Source organism: Lysinibacillus sphaericus (assembly GCF_015844675.1).
In the GTDB taxonomy this organism is placed as follows: Bacteria; Bacillota; Bacilli; order Bacillales_A; family Planococcaceae; genus Lysinibacillus; species Lysinibacillus sphaericus_E.
In genome coordinates this window covers 37894-63502 of record NZ_LDGC01000076.1, presented here as the reverse complement: position 1 = coordinate 63502, position 25609 = coordinate 37894, and the positions used below count along the sequence as shown (strand labels likewise).

The following is a 25609-nucleotide window of genomic DNA, read 5'->3' as shown; positions in this document are numbered from 1 at the left end:
CCTCGCATGCTTTTACTAGTTAAAAAATTTCGAACTCTTCCAATTCGCCATTCATTGGCAATTCTTCATATACTTCCCGCACGTCTGCCAAATCATTTAGCATTTTTGCAATTTTTTCCGGAGTTTTCAATTTGAATATTTCAATTAAAGGGATTTTCTTATTAAATTCTTTTTCTATACTATAAGATAGGACAGAAGCATTTAGTGAATTCCCACCCATTGCAAAAAAGTCGTCTTCAATACTGATTATTGATTGCTGTAGCACTTTTTCAAATAGATGAACGATTTTTTCTTCCGTTTCATTTGTTGGTAATACTTCATTCCCCGTTCTTTTTTTCATCGTTGGAGCAGGTAAGCTCTTCTTATCCAGCTTTCCGGTTCTACCGAAACTAAATTGTTCAATATATTGATAAAATTCCGGAAGCATATACCCTGGTAAATGTTTAGCCAGTTCATGCTTGATTTCAGAATCTTGAAGCTCCTCTGAACCAATAAGATAAGCACATAATGTCTTTTCACCGTTTTCATTAGTGACAACAGTTACTGCTGCATTATTGACAGTTGGAATAGCTTTCAGACAACGTTCGATTTCTTCCAGTTCAATCCTAAATCCACGAATTTTTACTTGCTCATCCACTCGACCAATATAGATTACTTGACCCTTCTCATTCACATATCCCAAATCTCCGGTACGGTAGACACGTTGTTCTAGTTGGTCATTAAATGTAAATGTCTGTTCTGTCAATTCACTATTATTTAAGTAGCCCCGTGCAAGACCGCATCCTGCAATATATATTTCACCTGGGATACCTATTCCACTTAGTAAATGGTTGTTCATACATACAACACTTGTCTGGTTAATTGGATAACCGATCGAATTTTGTTTATACTCTTCCGCTTCTGAATACTGCTGAACTGTAGCCCATACTGTTACTTCACTAGGACCATAGCAGTTGAACAGCTTAGTAAGATCACTTCCAGCTATACTGCGATATTTATCGATCATCTCTATTGAAACAGCCTCACCACCGAAACATAAAGTCTCAATCTCGACTAATTTTTCAGTTTGGCTGCTTTCAATTGCATAATCTAAAATCATATTGAATAGACTCGGTGTCAATACAACAAAGTGGTTAGCCATTTTTTGAAGCATTATTTTAGGATTAGTCAATTCATTTTCTAAAACTATATCTAAAGTAGCCCCTAGCGCTAAAGAAGGGAAAATTTCAAAGACCGACCCGTCAAATATATAGTTGAAACATTGCAAAACAAGAGACTGTTCATTAACCTTCAAAATTGTGTTCAATGATTGAATTAGGTTACCTACTCCTCTGTGCTCCAGCATAACACCCTTAGGATTTCCAGTTGTACCAGATGTGTAGATGACATACATCAACTGATTAGGTGCAACCGTTGGTAGAAAAATATCCTCAGAAGCTGTCAGATTACTTTCATTCATGTTTATAAATATTACGTTTTCATCTGCCTGCTCACTAAGAAGCTTACCTTCTTCATTATTGAATAGAACAAATTTAGTCTGACTGTCTGTCAATATAAACATCAAGCGGTCGATTGGGTGCTTAGGATCTAAAGGTAAATAGGCACCACCTGCTTTTATTATCCCTAACATCGCTATAAACATTTCAATTGATTTATCCATCACCAATGCAGCGATATCTTCTGATTGAATTCCCTTTCGTCGTAGCTGACTAGCCAGAATCGTTGATTTCTCATCTAGTTCTCTGTAGGTAATCACTTTATCATCGAATCTAACAGCATCTTTCTCAGGAAAACGAGCTACTGCTTCTGTAAAATAATCCAAAAATGTTATGGAGCTATTTTGTTCATAGTTTTGATAATTTTTCTCCAGTAAGAATTGCTGCTCTTTTTCCGGCAGCATCTGTACCGTGCCCACTACTCTCAACGGATCATTCAAAACAGAACCTAAAAGATATAGAAAATGTTCAGATAAACGGGATATTGTTTCTTCTTTGAATAAATCTGTCGCATATTCCCAATATAAATGATATTGACCACTAAGTTCACTCATGCTCAATGTTATGTCAAATTTCGAAACCTTACTTTTAATTTCCAGGAATGACATTGAAAAATCTGCAGTACGCATTTTTATATCACTGTCATTTTGAAGTGCAAACATAACACTGAACAGTGGATTACGAGATATGTCTCTTACAACAGTGACCTTGTTTACCAATTCTTCAAGCGGATATGCGTGATTTTGGAAAGCATCTAAACATTTATCTTGAACCATGTCTGCCAAGTCAATAAATGTTTGATTTTCATCAATCTGGTTTCGAATCGGTAATGTATTGACGAACATTCCAAGCATATTCTGAATAACTTCGTGGTTTCTTCCACTGAAAGGTGTTCCCACAACAATATCATCCTGCCTGCTATATTTACTCAGCAACAGTGTGAAAGCGGTCATCAATACAGTATATTCTGTATATTTATGCTCCTGACAAAACGCTCTTAAATGGTTCCTCAGCTCGTCAGGCATTATACTAATAAAACTTTCCCCTTTATTCGTTGGAATATTCGGTCTTGGATAGTCTGTTCGAATATTCAAAATAGGTATTTCTCCTGAAAATTCTTCTAGCCAATATTTCTCCTGTTCAGATAAATCGACTTGATTCTGCCAGGCAGCAAAATCTTTATAGTGCAGCTCTATTGGGGTAAGCTCTTCTCCTATATACAGAGAAAGCAGTTCTTCAATCCAAATTGTTGTTGAAGCTCCATCGGAAATAATATGGTGAATGTCTACCAATAAAATATTGTCTCCACCTGTTATTTCTATAAAGAGTGCTCGAATCAAACAGTCCTCTGCCAGGTCAAATGGCTGAACAAAATCGTCATACATATCTTTTAGTTGCTCTTTTGTCCCTTTTTTACTCTCTAATTTGAAAGATGTCTTATCCTTTACCACTTGAACAGGATGGCCATCCTTCAAATAGAAGTTTGTTCGCAAAGATTCATGACGCTCAATCAGCTGAACAAACGCTTTTTCCAATTGCACCGTATCAACAAACCCTTCAACAGAAAGAGCTGTAGGAATGTTATAGAGTGTCGATTCTTTATGCAACTCACTTAAGAGATACATACGGTTTTGTGCAGGGCTCAACAGATATTCAGCTGTTTCATTGGTAACTGGCTTTATCTGCATAATCGGTTGTTCTTTATGAATTTTTTTCGAATCAATAGTTTTTGAAACTGCTGAAATCGTAGCTAACTCTTTAATTTCCTTAATCGTCAAAGTCACATTGAACACTGCATCGATTTTACTAATTAAGCGCATAGTTCTTAAGGAGTGACCACCCAGTCTATAGAAATCTTCCTCCAAACCAATTCCGCTGACTTCCAGTACTTCCTCAAAAATAGTTCCCACAAGCTTCTCAGTTTCTGATCGTGCTTCCCAAGCATCAGGTTGATTCAACTTTCGTTCAATTTTGGGCAGCTTCAACTTATCCACTTTACCATTACTATTTAGCGGCAGATTAGGTAATTGAATCCACGATATTGGAATCATATACTCCGGTAATACCTCCCGAAGCTTTTGCTTCACAGTTTCAATAGAAATCGTTTCTTTTCCAACAAGATACGCAATCAAGTGAGGATCTCCAGTCTCTTTTTCGACCGTAACATAAGCTTCCTGAACTTCATTCAGCTCAACAAGACGACTGACAATCTCCCCCAATTCGATCCTGAAACCACGAATCTTGATTTGTTCATCTGATCGATCAAGATATTCAATGTCTCCCATTTCATTCATTCGTACAATATCGCCTGTTCTATATAATATTTGATTAGGAATTAAAGGATGGGTAATAAACTTTTCTTTCGTCAGTTCTGGACGATTTAAATAGCCTTCAGCCAACCCGTCTCCTCCGATAATCAGCTCTCCAGGCATCCCCACATCACATAACTGTCCATAGACATCAAATAGATAAACTTGTGTATTGGAAATCGGCTTCCCAATAGGCAAAGATAGAGATTTTTCAATATCTTTTACAGGATAATAGGTAGTAAAAGTTGTATTTTCTGTAGGTCCATAAATATTATTCAATTTTACAGACGGTGTTTCTACTAAACACTTGTTCATATGCTGCTCTGAAGCTTTTTCTCCGCCAACATACAATTGAGTCAGACCTTCAAAAGCTTTATTATCTAAGTCAATCAATGAATTAAATAAAGCAGTAGTTATAAACATTGTTGAAATGTCATGATTTTTAATCATTGATTTAAATATCTCTACATTGCTGAGTCCGTTTTCAGATGCAACGTACAAATAGCCACCATTTAGAAGGGCTCCCCAAATTTCAAAGGTTGCCGCATCAAAAGCCATGGATCCAGCTTGAAGTAAACGGATATTCGAAAAATCACAGTAGTTTGTATTTATAACTAAACGAATGATACTTTTTTGATTAATTAATACCCCTTTAGGCTTTCCTGTAGTACCGGAAGTATAAATTAAGTACGCCGGAGCAGAAGCCTTAATAGACGGCAGATTGACCTGAGTTGCTGACTTTATTAATTCACTATAATTTATTACGGGGACTGCTAACAGATTAGCTTCATCCTCCATAGCAACACATAGTTTACATTGGCTGTCTGTCAAAATCATATTCATTCGCTCTACAGGATAGTTAGGATCTAAAGGTAGATAGGTTGCACCGCTTTTCAATATACCGACCATTAAAATAATAGTAGCCGCACGCTTATCTGAGATAAATCCAACGATGTCCTTTTCTTTAATTCCCTGTTCTAACAGACCAGAAGCAATCTGATCAGAAATCCTGTCTACTTCTTCATACGTAAATCTGTCCGATTCATCTTCTAAAACAACTTTATCCGAATAAAGTGATACCTGTTTTTTAAATAATTCAACGATTGAAAGTTCACTTGGATAAGGTACTGGCTGATTATTTAATAGAAGTAATTCTTCTACTCGTTGAGACTCTGTGTGTGCCACATCAGCAATTAGACCATCTGGATTTATGACTATTTTCGTTAATATAGTCATAAAATAACCGGAAAGCCTCTCTATTTCACTTTGAGTATATAAATCATACTTGTATAAAAACGAAAGATTCAAGCCGTCTTTTTCATAAACACTTAAAGAAAGTGGATAATGAGTTTCTTCACTTGCATCAATCAACTCTAAATTCAAATCCGATGCATTCTCTTCCATTTTATAGTAATTTTCAAAAGCGATCATTGTTTGTACTAAATTTTCCTGACTAGCTGTCAATAAGTTTATTTCAGCCAATGGATATTTATCGTATTCACTAGAGTGTATTGCCTGATCCTGTACTTTTTTCAATAGCTCAGCTACAGTCATTCCTTCTTCAGTTCTGATTCGAACTGGAATCATGTTAATAAACAGCCCTAACATTTCTTCTGCTCCAGAAATTGCAATATCTCTACCTGATACAATTTTCCCAAATACTGTATCATTTGTATAATTGAATTTATGCAGAACTAAGCCCCAGACTGCCTCAAAAATAGTATTTTTAGTTACCCCATAATCCTTAACCAATAGGTTAATTTTTTGATTGACTTCAGTAGGAACTTTTTTATCTATCTTACTTACCTTACGGATTCTTTCTTCTTTTATTTCACCTTGTTTATATAAAGGAGAAATGTGATTGACTGCATCATAATCTTTCAACAGCTCGCGCCAATACTCTCTAGCTTCTGTTTTATTTTGGCTTTCATTTGCCTTGACGATATCACTCAAACTTGCCTGTTTACTTTGTGCCACTTCTTCTTCCAAATCCTTGACATTCTTACCAGTAGTCAATTCTCCGTAAAACTTAGTGAAATCATTCAATAAGATCGACATACACCAGCCGTCCATCGCAATATGGTGGAAAGTGAATATCAGATAATTTTGATCAACTTCCTGCCCCTCTACAAAAGTTAATTTAAATGGACTCTCATTTTCTAAATCAAAGCCCTGAAGTATTTTCCTTTGTGCAACTTCTTCAATTTTCTCGTTTTCATCCAAAGTATAGGCATCAAGCAATAAATCATCTTGTTTCAAAATAACTAGTCTCGGCTCAGAATATTGACTGCATGCAACACGACTTCTGATGATCTCATACTTTTTACTCAATAAATCAAGAACTTCTTGAATTACATTTACATCAAATTTTTTCGGATTACTGTATACTGATTGCACAATATAATTTGTTGACTGAGGCTCAGATAAATAATGATATAGAATTCCTTCCTGCATTGCAGTTAAAGGAATCAGTTTCTCAATTTTTCTACCGCTTCCATCAACTGAAGCAACAAGCCGCTCCAATTCCAACTCAGGCAGAATCAGTTCTTGGTAAGTCTGTGGGTTTTCAAGTTCTTTCTGACAGTATTCAATAAGTTCAAGAACAGACTCCTTAAATAGTTTCAGTAGATCTTCCATTTCTAGTTTAGTAATTTTTTTAGCATTAAACAGTATTTTTATGTCCATCTGATTATTGATGATAACTATATTGAAGGAAATAGGTGTACTAAAATTATTCTTAGAGCTGAATTCCTCTCCTACAGGTAGATCACTGATTTTAAATTGATCTTCATTTGAAAGTGTTTCATTTCTAAATTGTCCTAAATAATTCAATGTAACTTCTGGCTCAGCAAATGTCGTTTCTTCTTGATAAGCAGTTAGTAAATTATAGCCGATCCCTTTATTAGGAACTCCTTGTAAAGCTCGTTTGATTTGTCCAAAGCTTTCCCGAATGCTTTTCTCTCCATGTTCCACAACAATAGGATACGTAGAGGTAAACCAGCCAACTGTTCTGTCTATATGAATACGTTCATATAAGTCTTCACGTCCATGACCTTCAATCAATACAGATACCTGTTTTTTCTGATGGTACTGACCTAACGACCGTATTAATGCAGCCGTAATACTTTCAAACACAGAAGTATTAAAAGCTTTACCTATTTGATAAAGTAATTGCTCAGTCTGCTCTTGAGATAATGAAGCTTCAATATACCCTTGTTCGTATCCTTCAGCATCAGAATTTAAAAACATGCTTTCTATCACTCGATTAGTAACAGCTTTCCAATAAGGTAATTCTGATTGGGCCTGTATTGTACCGGCAAACTGTTTCAACTGTTCACTCCAAGATTTATAGGATTCTGTTTTTTGCCCTAATCTAACAGGAGAATTCTTTCTTATTTTTTCGTACAAATGGTTCAAATCTTCCAACAATATTCTCCACGATATGCCATCGATCACTAAATGATGTACACAAAGGAATAAATAATTATTTGTGTCAGTTTCAAATACCGCAGCTTTAACCATAGACACTGTTCTGTCTATTTCATGATGAATTTGATCAACATGCTCAGCAATTAGCTGCTCTTTTTCCTTTGAATCTGAAATATGGCTCAAATCATAGATTTGAAGCAACTGCTCAGTGATTTCTTCACTTTTCCGAATATACAGCTCCTGTTCTTTTACAATTGTACGTAGAAGGTCATGATGCTTCAGTAATTCAAACATCATTTTTTCTAATATATCAATATCAATTTTATCGGAGTATTCAAACATCATAGCTTGATTGAAATGATCAGGCTCTTCTAAATTGCTTTGGAGAAATCTTTGCTGAACAGGTGTCGGAATGAAAACACCAGATACTTCACTCTGGTCTATCTTAGTTACTTCAGAATCTCCTAAAGCATTTTGAATATTGATAATCGTTTTTTGCTCCATTATTGTTTTTACATCTAAGTGAATCCCTAACTCACGAAGTTTAGAAACAATTCGAATCGCTTTAATCGAGTCCCCTCCCAGCATGAAGAAACTATCATCGATTCCCATATCTTCTACACCCAGAACTGATTTAAAAACAGCAACAATTTCTCTTTCTTCTTCGGTTCTAGGCATCATGATTTGTTTATTTAGGCTGATTTTCGGCTCAGGTAAAAGTCGCTTAGCTATTTTTCCATTTCTCGTTATCGGAAAATAGTCTACCTGCATAATAACTTGTGGAACCATATAATCTGGTAAAGTTTGCTGAAGATCTTTTTTCAGTTGTTCCATATCCATTTCAGCAGTACCGATTACATATCCTACTAAAGCTTCTGTCTGATTTAATACACTTTTTAAACAAACGGCATCCTTTACTCCAGACAACCTACGAATATGCTCTTCCACTTCTGAAAGTTCAACTCTAAAACCTCGAATTTTGACTTGTTCATCGATTCGGCCTAAATATTCAATATTTCCTTTTTCGTCCCAACGAGCTAAATCTCCCGTGCGATATAATCGCTGATCAATCACAAATGGATCAGGTAGAAACTTTTCCTTAGTCAACTCAGATTTATTTAAATAGCCTCTAGCAACACCACTGCCTGCAATACAAAGCTCACCAGGTACACCAATTCCGCAAAGCTGATCGTCTCTCATAATGTATATCGATACGTTAGCTATTGGCCCGCCAATTTGATTGGAGCCCACAATATTGTTTTCTCCAAAATCATTAGCTGTGCAACAGACAGTTCCTTCAGTTGGACCATAACAATTGGATATTTTACTTAAATCAGCCTTACAGATATCCTTATATTTATCGAGAATATCTTTAGTAACAGGTTCTGCTGCTAAATAAACACGTTTCACCTGAGACAATAAATGAACCATGTCATTTTCCTTTGCATAGTCGAGAAGTGAGTTGAACAAAGTCGGTACGATTGTAATATGTTTATTTGGCAATAATTTCAATAACCGTTCTGGTTCTTTTCGACACTCTTCTGGAACAATTTCTAAAGTATTACCACTTAATAGCGGAGGGAATATCTCCCAAACAGAACCATCAAAAATATAGTTAAAATTTTGTAGAATAATTGCCTCTTCGCTATATTCACCAAACTCGCTTTTCCATATGGCCAAATTAACTACTGAATGATGCTCAATCATTACTCCTTTAGGATTTCCGGTCGTACCTGAGGTATAAATGATATATGCCAGGTCTTCAGGACTAACTGTTTCCACGATAACTTCCGATTTAGTTTCCTGCAGCTGATCCATATTAATGACTGTTAATTTTAATTCTTCTAATTCTTTACTTAAACTTTGATTATTCGTGATAACTGTCTTTATCCGACTGTCATCACAGATATATCGCAACCGTTCCGGTGAATATTCAGTATCTAAAGGAATATACGCCCTTCCAGATCTTAATATCCCCAAAATGGAAATAATTGTATCAAACGAAGGCTTCAGATAAACTCCAACTAAAAAATCTTCTGCTTTCTGATTTTGCTGTATTATATGAGCAACTCTATTTACTTTTTCATCCAGCTGTGCATAGGTAAGTTGCTCTGACCCCATCATCAAAGCTATTTTTTCTGGGCATTTGTTTACTATTTCTTCAAACATGGAATTGATTGTTTCGCCTTTTTTATCAAGCCTACGATCTGTTGACAAGGAGGAATTTATACTAAACTCCTTTAACATCAGATTTTGCTCATTAGCGTCAACCATTGAGCTTTCTCCGACTTTTTTCATTGGATTATCAAGAACATCAGCAAGTAATGTTTGATAGTGATGGGCTAATCGCTGAATTGTCGATCTCTTATACAAGGCCTCCATGTAGGTCCATTCAACAAATATCTTCCCATCTTCCTCTATGATTACAGTACTAATATCAAATTTACTTGTTTCATTTTCATATTTTATCGATTCTAAACGTTGTTTATCAAAATAAAAAGTAGCGGTAGGATTGACTTGATAAGCAAAAAACAAATCAAAAATAGGGTTACGCGAACGATCTTTTTGATGTGGAATCTTTTCAACCAACTTTTCAAAAGGATACGCTTGATGTTGAATAGCTCCTGTAACTTTTTTATTGACTTGCTGAACCAAATCACTAAATGTAGCATTATTTTCAATTTCCGCTTTAATTGCTACGGTATTTACAAACATCCCAATCATATCTTTTGTCGGAGCCAGAACCCTGCCTGACATCGGTGTTCCTAAAACAATTTCTTCGTTTCTTGAATAATGGCTAATTAGTAGCATATATGCACTCATTAAAATTACGTAATTAGAAACACCCATTCTTTTGCTCAAATCATTCGTCTGCCTAATGATTTCGTCACTTAACGGTATTTCAAGACAGCTTCCTGTATTGTTTCGCTCCTGAGTTCTTTGAAAATCAGTTTTCAGCTCAGCATATTCTACCTCGTCCACGAATTCTGTTAGCCAATACGTCTCTTCAGCCTGTAAATTTTGCTTTTCCTGCCAAGCAGCAAAGTCTTTAAATTGCAGTTCAGCCTTTAAAACCTCTTCTCCATTATAGAAGCGGGTCAACTGTGTCAGTAAAGTCTCATAAGACCCCCCATCATAAATGATATGATGGAGGTCCATAAACAGATAGCTAATATCTAATTGTTTGTCATACAAGACTTTTGTCCTCATAAGCGGAGCTTCGCCTAGATCGAATGCTTGAACAAATTTTTTCTGTTCTTGCCTTAAATCAACTGATTCTTGTTCGTTATAATGATAAATCGGCTGAACTTTCTCGCTTATTTGCTGAACAAATAATTCTTTTGTATGAATGAAACTTGTACGTAGCACTTCGTTATGCTCGTGTAATTTTTGCAAAGCTACATACATTTGCTGTGTATCAATCAAGCCTTTTATACGAAATATCATAGGTACATTATAAGCATTTTTCATCTCTTGTATTTCTTCTAAAGCAAAAATCCTTTTCTGCGCTCCTGACATCCTGTAACTTTTTTTCATTCAAACCTCCAGCTCTTCTGCTGCTTCTATTTCAAAGTAACAGCCGATTTCTTGATTTTTATTTATTTTTAAACATATATTACGAACTGTTTCGCTTGTATAGATAACCTCTAATGGTAGCGAAACATTCAATTGCTCTTTGATTTCACGAATAACTTCCATAGTCTGTAAAGAGTGTCCACCTAATTCAAAGAAAGAAGTTTCTACTGAAACATGCTCCAGTTTTAAAACCTGACAGAAAATACCTGCAACAACTTCTTCTTCTCTCGTACTTGGCAGAACAATCTCTTGTTCTTCATTAAAGTCCACTTCTGGCAATAATCTCTCATCAACTTTTCCATTAGAATTCAACTTCAGCTCGTCGACCCAAATAAATTTTGATGGAATCATATATCCCGGTAATGTCTCAGACAGATTTCCTTTCACTACCTCCAACATTTGTTCACCGATAAGATATGCTATAATATGCTTTTTCCCTTCATTTTCCGCAACAGTAACAAAACTATTTTGGATTCCGGGAATTCCTATCAGTTTATTTTTAATTTCATTTAATTCAATGCGATAACCTCGAATTTTAATTTGTTTATCGATTCGGCCCACATATACAATTTCACCATTAGGTAGTAATTGTCCAAGATCCCCTGTTCGATAGATTCGTTCTTTTGTTCCTAATTCACATTGTGTAAAAGATTTTGCAGTCAATTCCGGATTATTTACATATCCAATAGCAAGACCATTTCCTGCTAAGCATATTTCGCCAATCATTCCCACACCACAAACAGATTTTCCATTCAACAAAAAGACTTTGGTGTTTTTAAGCGGTTTACCAATAGGTATACACTGTAAATCATCTTTTGAATCAATTAGATGGAATAGCGAGAACGTTGTATTCTCAGTTGGTCCATATATGTTGTGAATCCGACCCAATCCTGTTTGTAAATATATTTCAACATGAGATCTTGAAATTTGTTCCCCTCCAACATAGAGTTGTTCAATATTTTTGAATATTGTTGGATTCAATTCGATCATCTTATTGAATAATGCTGTAGTGATAAACATCGTATCAATCTGATGTTTGTCAATAATATCAGCCAATATAGTGTCGTCTATATATTCTTCTTTCTTACAAAGGGTCAAACAACCACCATTTAATAAGCTGCCCCATATTTCAAAAGTTGACGCATCAAAAGAAAGAGAGCCCATTTGAATAATCTTTTTCTGATCCAATTGTACATAGTTGGAATTTTTCACCAAATTGATGACGGATGATTGCCCGACAAGAACTCCTTTTGGCTGTCCAGTAGTTCCAGAAGTATACATCACATAGGCATGGCTCTCTGGATAAAAGTCAGATATTTTCTCCGAATTACAAGGAATTGCACTTTCTACTGATTCAATTCTTATTTGTTGATAATTATCTTCATAGCTGTACTTTTTAGAACTTGTTTTAATTAAACCTTTTGCATTCCCATCTTCCAACATAAAGCTGGCTCGTAGAGAAGGAACTGTCTCGTCAATAGGAAGATATACGCAACCAATCTTTATGATCGCCAAAATTCCTATAATCGTTTCTACATTATGATTAGCTTCAATTCCGATGACTGCGCCAGGTGATAGCTTAAGTTCCTTCAGTCTCTCTGCATAATGATCTGACCAGTTATCTAATTCTTTATACGTCCAAGTTCGAGTTAGATTTCGAACAGCTGGTTTATCAGCATACATTTCTACTTGTTCTATAAATAATTGACTCAGACTCGTTTTATTTTCCGGTGGAGAGGTTTCTTGATTAAAGATTGTATATATTTGCTGCTGTTCATTTTCATCTAATAACAATAGGTCAGCTACCAATTCATTTTCATTTGTCATCAAGTTCATCAATAGTACATATAATCGATGACTCATGCGTAAAATAGAATCTCTAGAGTATTTTTGATGATCATAGAGTAGCTCAACTGTCAGCACATCCATATGCTTGATGCTTAACGTCAGCGGATATACAGCACGTTCATTCACCTGCTCTAGTTGCAATGTTATAGTACTGTTCGGAAGACCGAACGCCTTATCACCAAAGGTCGAAAACTCATACAGACTTTTCAGCTCTATGTCATTTTGCCGTTGAATCTCACTCAGGGAACAGCGGCTGTTCTCAATACTGACCATATTCTGATTCGTTTGTTCTTCAAATAAATCAGATATTCTTTTCCCATTTTTATCTGTTACTCGAACAGGAACCGTATTAATAAACAAGCCTACACTTTCTTCAATTCCTTCTATCGCTATCTCTCTACCTGAAACAACTTTTCCAAAAACGACATCTTTTGTAAATGTATATTTTTGAAGAAGTATTCCCCAAGCAATTTCAAAGAATGAACTGACTGTCAATGCATTTTTATGACAGAATTGCTCTATCTTTTCTGTTTCCTTTTCAGTTAATAGCAGTTTAACTGGTGTCGTTTCTGAAGTTATTTTCTCCGGTCCTGTCAGAGAATCTCTGGCAGGTTCCAAATCAGATAAAACATTGCTCCAATATTCGTATTGCTTATCTAAAGACTCTGGAGCATCCTGTCTTGTGAATTCTTCAAAAACTTTATTTTCAGTTTGAGTACTGTAAAGACTTTCAAAATCAAATTCTTCGAGCTTATCATAAAAGGCAATCAAATCTCTATAAATAAGTTGACCGCACCAGCCGTCCATTAATATATGATGGAAAGTAAATAGCAACAGGTAATCTTTCTTTGTTTTGATCAAGGTAAACTGAACCAGTTTTTCCATTTCAAAAGTTATTTCTTTCTGTGCATCATTATCGATAATTTCCTGTATTTCAGCTTCTGATTTATTTGAGGCATCTATAAAAACGAATAACTGGTCCGTCTTGTCAAGTTTTATCTGTCTAGGTATTGCGACTTCCTGATAGATAATTTTTGATCTTAAAACACCATATTTTTTTGCCAGTAATTGTATAGCTTTTTCTAACTGTATCGTATCTACATCCTCAACAATCCGTAATACATTCTGCACGATATATTTCCCTGGAAAAGGATTTTTCAATGTTTCATATAACATTCCGCTTTGAGTACTTGTCAGCGGATAAATCGATGCAACAGTCAATCCTTTTTGCTCCAGTGTCTCTTGAACTGCTTCAAATTCTGATATCTTCCAAACATATTCACCAAAATCAGACGGGGTACAGTTGACTCGGTCAATATGTTCTACACAATGTTGGACAGTGTTCTTCAGCTCTCTTTGGAAATTTCCACTTAAATTATTAATATATTCTTCTGAGAAGTATGCTTGATCAAAACTGAATGTACATGAGAATTTCTTTTCTATCACTACAGTATTAATAGAAATTTTAGTACCAAAGATATTTTCATCATGGACCTCTTTACCAAAAAAACTATTACTCAGCTGAAACATTTTATTTGAAGAATCATCAGCAAATTCACCTAGATAATTGAATGTAATACTTGGCTTTATATTGTTTAGACCAACATCACCTAGCTGACTTAATACTCCATAACCAATACCGTTTTTGGGGACTCTTCGCAGATGTTCTTTGACCTGTTTAATCGCTACCGGTAACTCTTCTGCCAAGTTTTCAACAGCTACCGGATAGACACTAGTAAACCAGCCGACTGTTCTATCTACTTCTATCAGTTCATCTAAGATTTCTCTACCATGTCCTTCTAGGCATACACCCAAAATAGAAGATGGCTGTACGGCTGCCATTGCTCTAAACAGGCTGGTCAACAAAAGGTCATTCATCTCCGTTGCGTATGCCTGATTAGAATTCAGGAGCAAATCTTCAGTAAATGTTTGAGAGAAAGTGACCGTTTGATGCACCATTTGCTGTACTTTTCCAGTCACTGGTTTGGAAGGGGGTGCTATTTTTCTAATCTTCTCTTCAACATCTAGCCAATAATCAATTTCTTTAGTCAGCCCTTTATTTGATAGATATTTCTGAATTTGGTTACTCCACGTTTTAAAAGAGACTGTTTTATCTGACAGCTGAACATCGTTTCCTTTTACTAAACTCTTATACACGGTGTTCAAATCTTCAATAATCAACCGCCAAGAGACACCATCGACAATTAAATGATGTGCCGTCAACATCAAATAATTTTCTTTCTTTCCTTTTATCAGCGAGGCCTTGAATAAAGGCGGTTTAAACATCGTTATACTTTCCTGAATATCATTATTTTTTTGGGTTAAATATTCTTCCTCAGTCATCCCTTCATTGTCCAGAGAATAGTCAAATTCAAACAATTCATAGTAGTCATGCTCTCCAATCTGCTTAACTATTTGCTGAATTGAATGATCTTCGGCTTTTTCATAAACAGTTCGTAAGACACAATGGTGCTCAGTTAACTTCTCCAATGATTGTCTTAAAATAGAAAGATCCAATTGCTCTTTTGTGGATAACATGATCGACTGATTGAAATGATTCGGAAACGGTAAATCACTAGCAAAAAATTCTTTTTGAATGGCAGTCAATGGAACAAGACCGGTTGAATCATCTTTTTGTGGAGCCATCTTTGTACGTTCTGCCATCTCTTTTGCAATATCCTTCAATATTTTGTTTTTCATGATTACCTTAATCGAGATGTCGTAGTTCTTCTGACGAATACGAGATACTACTCGAATCGCCTTGATTGAATCTCCACCTAAAGCAATAAAATTATCCTCTATAGAAATTCCCTCATGCCCTAGCACTTCTTCCATTACTTCAATAACAAGCATCTCTTTTACTGTCAGTTTTCTATCATTGTTAATCTTTTTCTTTCTCCTCGGAATCGGTAGTTCTTGCTTGGCGATTTTTCCGTTCAGTGTCTTAGGAAATTCTGACACCCTGATATAATGTTTCGGCATTAAATAATCAGGTAGATAGTGACTCAGCTTTTGATAAAAATGCCCATCTTCAATTTCCTTCTCACTCACGTAATATGCACATATTTCTAACTGCCCTTGAACAGACTGAATCATTACTAAAGCATCAACTACACCAGTATATTTCCGTAAATAATACTCGATTTCATTTGTTTCTACTCGATATCCGTTAATTTTTATTTGATCATCACTGCGTCCAAGTAAAATAATTTGACCGTCTTTATCCCAATATGCCAGATCACCCGTTCTATATAAACGTTGATTTCCTAATTCAGGGATCCTAACGAATTTCCTTGAGGTCATTTCAGCTTTGTTCAGATATCCTTCACCTACACCAGCACCTCCTATACAAATCTCACCAATCATATCTATTCCGCAAAGAGCATCACCATTCAAAATAAAAATATGGACATTTGAAATTGGTTTGCCGATAGGAACGATCTGACCATCTATAGATTCATCAAAAGTAAATGAGCTGGCACAAACTGTTGCCTCTGTTGGACCGTAATTATTATGAAGTTTCCCCAATTTTGCTCCTGGTAAGCGGCTGTATATTTCTATTAACTCTTGTGTTACTGGTTCAGCAGCTAAAAATAAGTGATCAAAGCTGTTCAGTTGTTCGACTTTCTGATGCTTCTGTGCATAGTCCATAAGTTCCCTGAACATGGAGGGTACCATTGTGATTTGGGCGTTTGGTAGCAAAGATAATAACTTTTCAGGATCTTTTCTTTCTTCATCAGATAAAATATGAAGCTCACATCCAGAAACAACACAAGAAAAAATTTCAGGAACGGATCCATCGAAAATGAAGTTGAAATTTTGCAAAACTTTCGTATCTTCTGTATAGTCTCCATACTTTGTAAGCCAAGCTGCCAAATTGATCACACCGCTTTGTTTCAAAAGGACACCCTTTGGCTGGCCAGTAGTCCCCGATGTATAAATGACATAAGCCAAATCTCCCCGAGGTGCTTTCGGACTTGAACAAGGTTGATTCTTTGTTTCTTCTATGGAAACAACGTTGATCATATCAAATTGACTATTCAGCTCCATATCAGCTGGTAGTAATCCTGTTAAAATTACATTGACTCCCGCATCTTTCAACATAAATGAAATACGTTCCTTCGGATGGCTTAAGTCAATCGGCAAATAGGCCGCTCCAGCTTTTAATATTCCATAAATGCCAATAATCATGTCCAAGGACCTCTCTGACATTAACGCAATAACTTCATTAGGTTTAACACCTTTTGCCACCAGTTCATACGCTATTTGATTGGCACGCTCATTTAGTTCTCGGTAAGTCAAGTATGATGTACCAAAAGAAATAGCTTTCCTTTCTCCGTGTAACTCTGCATGTTCTTCTAGATAATCAATTAAATAATCCTTTAGTTCAAATGGCTCATCAGCTTTTACGAAGTTACTTAATATTTTATTTTTTTCTGAATCTGAAATCATTTGTGTAGTCATCTGGTCCGCAGAATCAGCCTTCTTTATTTTTTCTAAAAGCAATTCAATTCGTTCACACCATAAACCTACTTGCTCTTCTGTCACTGAGTCAGCTGTGATGGAAAATGATATAATTTTCTCATCTTTATGTTTCTGGTAAGCTACACCTATATTTCCTTTCTCTTGTAAAACTTCTTTCTCTATGATGTCAGCTTCATAAAGAAAAATACCGTCTGTTATTCTGTCGGTTTTTTCTATTTCTCCTTCATTCAGCACATATACCCCTGTCTTCTTCACTAAATAAACTGATTTATTCAGTAAAAAACGATCAACCTCTTTATAAACAGACCATGCAGTGATGAGGTCTTTCTGCAATTCGCATTCATCAACACTTTGACCGTGATAGTCTGCATTTATGCTAAACATATATTTTTTTGTCATTTGCAATAAACCTCTTTTCCAGATCATCCATTAAATTGTTTAAACAATTTTCCACAAGACTTTCTTCATTTTTTCTCACCGGTAAGGATACTAACAAATTATCTGCATAATTGTTTATATATATTTCCATCGACACTAGATTTGTCGTCATCTGTGAAAAGTGAAGAAAACTGTCATAATCTAATTCAAAAACTCCTTGGAAATTAACAGTAGGCACTTTTTCGATCAGGTCTGTTTGATGAAGTTTTCTTGAAGCCATCAACTCTAAATAGTTTATTTTTTCTTCTTTTTTTATTGATTGAAGAAGACTGATTTCTTCTTCAAGCTCTTTTGACTGATTGATAGTCAGCGGTAAAAGATCTAAAAATGGACCTATTCTTCCTTGATAGTCTCCAGACATCTGCTGTCTGTCTTCTTGTAATAAAAACACTGGAATATCATCCGATGAAAAATTAATTTTTATAATTTCACTGATAATCCTCTGAATAATTAACCATGGACTCTTCTGGTACTGCCTTTCAACTTCTGCGCCCATTTTTATCGTGAAAACTGTACAGTAATCAAATCCCTGCATTTTATCAAATTTAGATAAATATTCCTCCACAAAGCGAATTCTGCCCTCAATTTCCTTTTGATAGGACAAAGGCTGCTTATCTCTTATTTCTTCTGCATAATCCCTAAAGCCAGCAATACCTGATTGCTGAGGTTCATTCATCTCTAGTATATTTAGTATTTTTCTATGGAATAGAACAGTACTTGTTTTATCCCATACTGAGTGACAGCCGATAAAATGAATATCATTGTGCTTTTCGGTATGTTGTATAATAACAAATTTGCACAATAATGACATTTTAGTGTTAGATTTAGCCCCGATTGGATAGTTCTCTACTACTTGATTCAAATAATCTTCCACATCTCCCTGATAACTCGTACGAGAAATAAAATCTATATTAGATAGAGATGGATAAACAATCAACTCTTCTCCATCATAAGCTGAACGCAAAATATTCTCCTGAGAACAGATGAGTTGAATAGCTTCAATAATCTGTTCTTTAGTATAAGCACCGACTACATGAATGGTTTCCTTGATATTCTTTCTCACATCTTCTAAATAATATCTTTGAAGTACGGTTGGTTTAAATGTCTCTTCTACTCTCAACGGCTTTGTTACTTGATCAGTTATACAATCTGATTCCTTTTCCGCCTCAAACAAATGTTCATAAATAAACTGTCTGAACTCTTTCTCATTCATCTGAGGGGATAACCAAGTCATATCTTTCGATTGCAAAATAAAATCTGGGATTTTCGATATTTCAACATTTCGGAAAAGATACTGCTGGATTTCCAGCTTCAATTCATAGGTCAGATTTTCTATAAATAACAATGAATATTCTTTCTCTTCTGTACACAGGGTATAAAGGACTGTTTTTCTCTTATACTTGGATAAAGCCAATATTATGGAGTCTTTCTCTGAAATAGATCTCTTCTGCTCAACAAAAGCATTTGAATAATTAGACGTTAGCATTTCTTGTAGATTCTCTGAGGCTGCCTGAATGATCCTCTTCAAAAGTGATATATTTTTCCATCTGTCTTTATTCGGATAAAAATTAATATGCATTTTCCCTTCAAAAAGCACAGCTGTAATATCTAATGCTCCCCCAATACTATTCTCTTCACTTATATCCCGCCCATGCTCTAAATCAGATAAAACAAATGCCATCTGTTTCGTCTCTGATCGTTTCATTTCTCCTAAATAATTAAATGTAATATCCGCGAACGGTTCCTCTACTTCACCATTTACAGTCAGCCCATAGCTAACTCCTCCATGAGGAACTTGTTCAAATACGTCCTTCACATAACCTATTTGCTTCTGTAAAATCTCATGTTCCGAAAAATCAAAAATGATTGGATAAACACTTGTAAACCAGCCAACTGTTCGATCTGTTTCAATCGGTTTGGATAAAATTTCTCTACCATGTCCTTCTAAATTCAGTGCCACTTTCTTTTGTTTACCTGCATCTCCTACAGCTTTAGCAACAGCTGTCATCAATAAATGTTGCATTTCAGCTCCGGTTTTATGACAAATTTCAGTAAGCAGCTTTTTGGTATCCTCTTTATTTAAAATAATTGAACAGTCAAAAGAAGTATCAGCGTCTATTTCCTGTGCAACAGGAAGCTCAGCATGTATTAATTGATTTTCTACTTGTGTCCAATATTCTTTTGTTTTCAGAATTGCTGTTTCATTCTTTTCATTCTCTAGATAATTGGACCAGTCAATAAAGGAAGCTGTTTTTTTAGGTAAAACAATTGATGCTCCTTTTTTCTGTGTTGCGTAAGCATTTTGGAAATCTTCAAATAAAATCCTTAAGGATACTGCATCCATCACCAAGTGATGGAACGAAAATAGTAAAAATGTCTTGTCGTCTGTATAAATCAAACCAATTTTAAATAAAGGACCAGATTCAAGATTGATACTGCTCTTGATACGTTCAGCCTGATAAATCAGCTCTTCTTTCCATGCATCATTCTTACGTAAATCAATGACTTGCAAATCAAAAAATCTTTCTTCGGTAAAATCATGTATTACCTGTTCTTCGTTTTGGAAAGTTGATCTTAAATTATCATGATGTTTGACCAAACTATTCAATACCATTCTTAATATATTGCAGTCAACTTTTTCAGTCGCTTCAATCAGCAGCGACTGATTGAAATAATGTTGCTTAGGCATTTTTCTCTTGAAAAATGTTTTCTGAATCGGCGTCAGATTAACCTTACCTGAAACAGTTCCTTGAGCATATTTTATCTCTTGCTCGATCATCAAAGCTTGAGCAATTCCTTCTACCCTTTTCAGACTCAGAATATCACTGACCAAAATCTTATATCCCTGTTCTCTAACTTTTGATACTACTTTGATTGCTTTGATTGAATCTCCACCTAAATCAATAAAACTATCATTTATACTGACTTTTTCTAAACTGAAAATTTCTTTAAACACATCAGCTATTAAGGCCTCTTGCTCATTTCGTGGAGCTACAAACGCTTCTGTCATCGATAATGAAGGTTTAGGTAATTTTATCGAATCTAATTTTCCATTGATTGTCTTCGGCAAAGTTTCCAACATAATCATTTGAGATGGGATCATATAATCAGGTAATCTTTTATGAAGTTCTGCCTTGATTATATTCTCAGTTACGGTTTCCTCACAGACAATATAAGCACAAAGAATCGGAGTATTCTCGATTTCAGATAAAATAACAGCTGCTTCTCTTACGTTGGAAATTTGAAGTAATTCCTTTTCAATTTCTGCCAACTCAATTCGGAAACCTCTTAATTTAATCTGCTTATCTTTTCTGCCGATACATTCAATTTCCCCATCACTGTTGATGAACCCCAAATCACCCGTTTTATATAACTGTTCATTAGGTTTGAATGGATGTGAAACGAAGCTTTTTGCTGTCATTTCAGGGCGGTTCCAGTATCCTCGACTGACACCTTGACCTCCAATACAAATCTCACCTTTTATACCTACAGGGCAAATTTGCTCATCCTGCATGATATAAACGTCTGTATTGCCGATTGGTTTTCCTATTGGAATCCGTAATCCTTCGGCTTTAGTAATTTCATTTGTCAGAGCAAACGTCGTTGTTTCTGTTGGTCCATAACCATTAATCAGTTTTATTGTCGGGTTATGGCTGATAAACTTTTTAACATGTCTAACAGATAGATTTTCTCCACCAATCAACAACTGCTTTACAGACTCTCCGAAAGAACTCTTAAGAGATACAAATTCATTGAATAAACTAGAGGTTAACCATAGTGTATTGATTTGATATTCATCAATAATTTGATGGAATTTATCCACATCCAACAATGCATCTTCTTCTGCTAAAAACAGTGTCATACCATTTAAGAGTGTTCCCCAAACTTCGAAGGTTGCTGCATCAAAAGCTAATGAGCCAGTTTGAAGTAAACGAACATCCGTGAAATCAACGTAATCAGTATCTTTGACTAAACGAATGATGTTACGATGTGTTATCATTACACCTTTTGGGATCCCAGTTGTTCCTGAGGTATAAATCATATAAGCCATTGAATCAAGCGTCGTTTCTATTTCCAAATCTGATAATTCCGTTGGCTCCGTTTCCAGATCAGAAGTAGCAATTATTTCTGCTCCCTGTATAAAGGAAAATTCAGAAACTTTATGATCGATTACAATCAAATAATCTGAACGACTGTCTGTAACAATCGTCTGAACACGTTTTTCTGGATATTTTGGATCAATTGGTACATAAGCAGCACCGATTCTTACTACAGCTAACATTATAATGATTGATTCGATATCTTTTGTTGAGACAAAACTTACATACTGTCCTGGCTCAACCCCCTTATTTTTCAAAGCCGCAGCAGCTTTCATTACTCGCTGATGAAGTTCTTTATATGAAAGCTCATTTTTTCTAAAAACTAAAGCGGTCTTATTCGGATTTTCCCTCACCTGCTGATCGAACAGAGCATTCAAATTTTGATATTTTTCTAGATTACTAAAACTGTTCAACGATTCTATTTGTGCCAAATCCTCTGTACTACACAGTCTTATATCTTTCAGTATCGTTTCCTTATTCGTAAGCAGTTCCTTTAATATAAATTGAAATTGCTGATTCAGACACTCAATTGTTTCAGGCTTAAATAATTCCGCAGCATATTCCCAATAAATATGATAGGATCCATCAATCAGACAAAGATTAACAGTTAAATCAAACTTTGCATTTTTATACTCAGTTTCAACTGGTTTCATCTTTGCTTCACCTAGCTGATATACTGACAGATTATCTTCTGATACTGAAAACAGCACATCAAACAGAGGATTTCTGGAAGGATCCCTCGGTACATCCAATTCATCAACCAACTCATCAAAAGGGTACTCTTGATAAGAATAAGCATTTAAACATTTTTGACGAATCTCTTGAATAAGCGTTTGAAAATTCTCTTCGTATGGAATTTCATGATGAATAACTAATGTATTTACAAACATACCTAACATATTCAATGTATCGGGATGTGTTCTTCCGCTTACAGGAAACCCAACAGTCACATTTTTCCCCATGGACACTTTACTTAAAAAGAACATAAATGCTGATAACAAAACCATAAATTCTGTAGCATTCGTTTCATCCGCAATCTTTCTTATTGCCTCTGTCTGTTCTATTTCAAAAACGCTTTTCAAATTATTTCCAACAAAATTTCTATTGGCCGGTCGTAGATAATCATGATTTAAATCAAGAGTAGTTTCTCGTCCTTCCAATTCATTTAACCAATATTCTTTTTCTACATTCAAATTCTGCTTGTGCTTCCATGCACTATAATTTTTATATTGAATAGTTTGTTCTGGCAATGTGTTTCCGTTGTACAAACATTCCAATTCTTTAATCAATACATCGACAGAGCCGCCATCACAAATAGAATGGTGGATATCAAAAAACATCATGCTCTTTTCAGGACTTATCTTTATCAATTGGACTCTGAATAGCGGTGCCTTATTCATATCAAAAGGTTGAACGAATTTTTCATATAATCTGTTAATTTGCTCTTCTTTTGCTTCAAAATAACTAAAATTAGCTTCACAGCGTTCCTCTATGATTTGTAGGAAGTTTTCATTGTGGTTAACAAAATAAGTTCTTAGTAGTTCTTGTCTGATAGTAAGTTCATTTAAAGCCTTTTCTAGTTGTAAACTATCAATATTCCCCTCGATTTCTAACATCATAGGTATGTTATAAACTGTACTGTTCTCCAATAGCTGCTCCAACACAAAAATCCTTTTTTGTGAATCACTCATTCTGTATGCTTTTGCCATATTCTTTTCCTAAGCCTCCTTCTAGTTAAATGAATATTTTAACAGTAATCTTCAGTCTCGATTTTCCATACTGTAAACAAACCTGCCATAAGTCCGATCAGTCCTAATGTTACTGCAACTGATAACTTAGAGATGATTCCTCCTGGTCCTGCTGCAGCTGATGTGACAATACACATAATCAAAATAGCCGTGACAATCGTTGCAATAGTCGAACGATTTAACATTCCGACTGTAAAGGTGATTAACCCCATAAAAATAGCTGAAATATTTGTAATTAAAACAGTCAGAATTATCTCCGTAGTAATATTGTATGAGAACATCGGTAAGTTCTGATTCAATACATACATCACTACATTTTGAACGATTCCACTTATTAACATAAATGTGAATGTAATTATAAATACTACTACTAGTTTACTAATGATGATTTTTGTCATTTTGATTGGATATGTGTAAAGCATTAACGCTGTTTTATTTTGAAATTCACTTACAATCAGTGAAGCAATCAACACTGCCTGCCATACGATAAATACTGCTTTGATTAATGTATCGATAATTATAGTTGTACTCAACTCGATTGTCGGCATCCCAGAATCCAATCCACTAATCTGATCAGGAATAAGAAACTTCATTATAATGACTAAAGCAGTGATAAGAAAATTGCATGCTGCTAAAGAAATCAACTGCTGCTTCATATTTATTTTTCCTAATTCAATACTGACATACTTCATATTTTCCTCCTCTTCATGTAGGACCTATTCAAATAGCTCATCAATAACATGCTCAAGTAAAAATTCAAATACTATCTGATGATTGTAAGCAATAGCATCCTTTTCTGATGACAATGTCAGTAATGCAGATAAAATCCCGATAACTTTAGAGAGTGGTTCCTTACAAACCAAATTACTTTTCTCTATCGTTTCACTTAATTTTACCAATGTATGTTCTGAGCTATGAGTAATCAGTCTACTTTCAGGTAATCGATTTAATAATGCCTTGAAATCATTGCTGGACAGTGTTTTGATCCAGTTTCCTCGATCGTATTCCTGATACAATAATTTGAATCCTTCAATAAATCCTTCTTTATTGGGAGATTTCGTTACAGCATCATTCATATGATTAACCATTCGATTTTGTACTTGATCCATGACATCGGCAAACAGGGCCTCTTTACTATCAAAAAAAAGATAGAAAGCTCCTTTAGAAATACCAACTGTATTACAAAGCAAATCAATATTAGTTTTTTTATACCCAATACTCACCCAACTTTTTTCACATTCAATACATAGATTCTCTTTGATTTTTTCTTTTTCTTCTTGTGAAAAACCTCTTGCCATAACTAATGCTCCCTCTCTTCGTAGGACTGCATCCTCACGATAACCATATGACTAAATTCATTTTTTTAGTCATACGTATTCAAAAAAATTAACTTTGCTGCTTATGTAAAATCGAGACAAAGTATTCTTCCAATTCAATATTTTCTTTTTTCAGCTGTTCCAGTTCCACATGTTCAATCATTTCGCCCTGACTCATAATCGCCACATCAGTTACAATTTTATCGACTTCAGGGATTATATGACTAGATATTAATATAGTGGTTCCCAACTTTTGATTAATCTCCTTCAGTATTTCTCGAATATCAATAATTCCCATTGGATCAAGCCCATTGATTGGTTCGTCTAAAATCAACAACTTTGGAGAGGTTACTAACGCTCTGGCAATTCCCAATCTTTGTTTCATCCCTAAAGAAAAAGTATCTAATATATCCTCAGCATTCTCTGATAAACCTACAATAGATAAAACATTATCAATATTGCTTAAATATTCTTCGTTCATATATTTACAATGAATTTCTAAATTTTTTCTGGCTGATAAACCTGAGTAAAAAACAGGAGTTTCAATAATACAGCCGATTCTTGTCAATACATTCTGATTTCTTCTGTCTATAGTTTCGCCAAACAGTTTGACAGTACCCGAATCAGATTTTAATATACCCAAGATTGTTTTCATCAACGTTGTTTTCCCTGCTCCATTTGCTCCAAGCAAACCGAATATTGATCCCTGTCTTACTTCCAAAGAAATGTTATTTAACAATTTTCTTCCATTGATTGACTTACAAAGGTTTGTAACTTCAATAACTGTATCCAAAAAATCCCTCCTTAGTTAAAAAGTATATATTTCACACTATAATCTGTCAATATATCCTAAAGATTTTACAT

6 protein-coding genes are annotated in these 25609 nt (G+C 35.0%); all 6 read right to left on the bottom strand.

Annotated elements, in window-relative coordinates; all coding sequences use genetic code 11:
* Positions 1-19: 19 nt before the first annotated feature.
* Positions 20-10771 carry a non-ribosomal peptide synthetase gene (locus ABE34_RS19975; protein WP_197144202.1) on the bottom strand — a complete coding sequence of 3584 codons (10752 nt, stop codon included), beginning with the start codon at positions 10769-10771 and terminating at the stop codon, positions 20-22.
* Positions 10772-17542 (bottom strand): non-ribosomal peptide synthetase, encoded by a 6771-nt coding sequence (locus tag ABE34_RS19970; RefSeq protein WP_197144201.1) that lies wholly within the window; start codon positions 17540-17542, stop codon positions 10772-10774. It lies immediately after the preceding gene.
* A complete protein-coding gene (locus tag ABE34_RS19965) occupies positions 17520-23390 on the bottom strand; it encodes a non-ribosomal peptide synthetase (RefSeq protein ID WP_197144200.1) in 5871 nt (1956 codons plus the stop codon). The genes ABE34_RS19970 and ABE34_RS19965 overlap by 23 nt, the downstream gene beginning before the upstream one ends.
* Positions 23391-23428: 38 nt before the next feature.
* Positions 23429-24121 carry an ABC transporter permease gene (locus ABE34_RS19960; protein ID WP_197144199.1) on the bottom strand — a complete coding sequence of 231 codons (693 nt, stop codon included), beginning with the start codon at positions 24119-24121 and terminating at the stop codon, positions 23429-23431.
* Positions 24122-24145: 24 nt separating this feature from the next.
* Entirely contained in the window at positions 24146-24727 is a 582-nt protein-coding gene (locus ABE34_RS25540; RefSeq protein WP_197144198.1) for a TetR/AcrR family transcriptional regulator, read from the bottom strand.
* A gap of 88 nt (positions 24728-24815) precedes the next feature.
* Positions 24816-25538, bottom strand: a complete 723-nt coding sequence (locus tag ABE34_RS19950; RefSeq protein ID WP_197144197.1) for an ABC transporter ATP-binding protein — start codon at positions 25536-25538, stop codon at positions 24816-24818.
* Between the last annotated feature and the right edge of the window lie 71 nt (positions 25539-25609).

What these genes read in the sequence shown, in the direction of transcription:
- ABE34_RS19975 (WP_197144202.1), bottom strand. Translation starts at nt 10,771, where the DNA reads ATGAAAAAAAGTTACAGGATGTCAGGAGCGCAGAAAAGGATTTTTGCT.
- ABE34_RS19970 (WP_197144201.1), bottom strand. Translation starts at nt 17,542, where the DNA reads ATGACAAAAAAATATATGTTTAGCATAAATGCAGACTATCACGGTCAA.
- ABE34_RS19965 (WP_197144200.1), bottom strand. Translation starts at nt 23,390, where the DNA reads ATGGCAAAAGCATACAGAATGAGTGATTCACAAAAAAGGATTTTTGTG.
- ABE34_RS19960 (WP_197144199.1), bottom strand. Translation starts at nt 24,121, where the DNA reads ATGAAGTATGTCAGTATTGAATTAGGAAAAATAAATATGAAGCAGCAG.
- ABE34_RS25540 (WP_197144198.1), bottom strand. Translation starts at nt 24,727, where the DNA reads ATGGCAAGAGGTTTTTCACAAGAAGAAAAAGAAAAAATCAAAGAGAAT.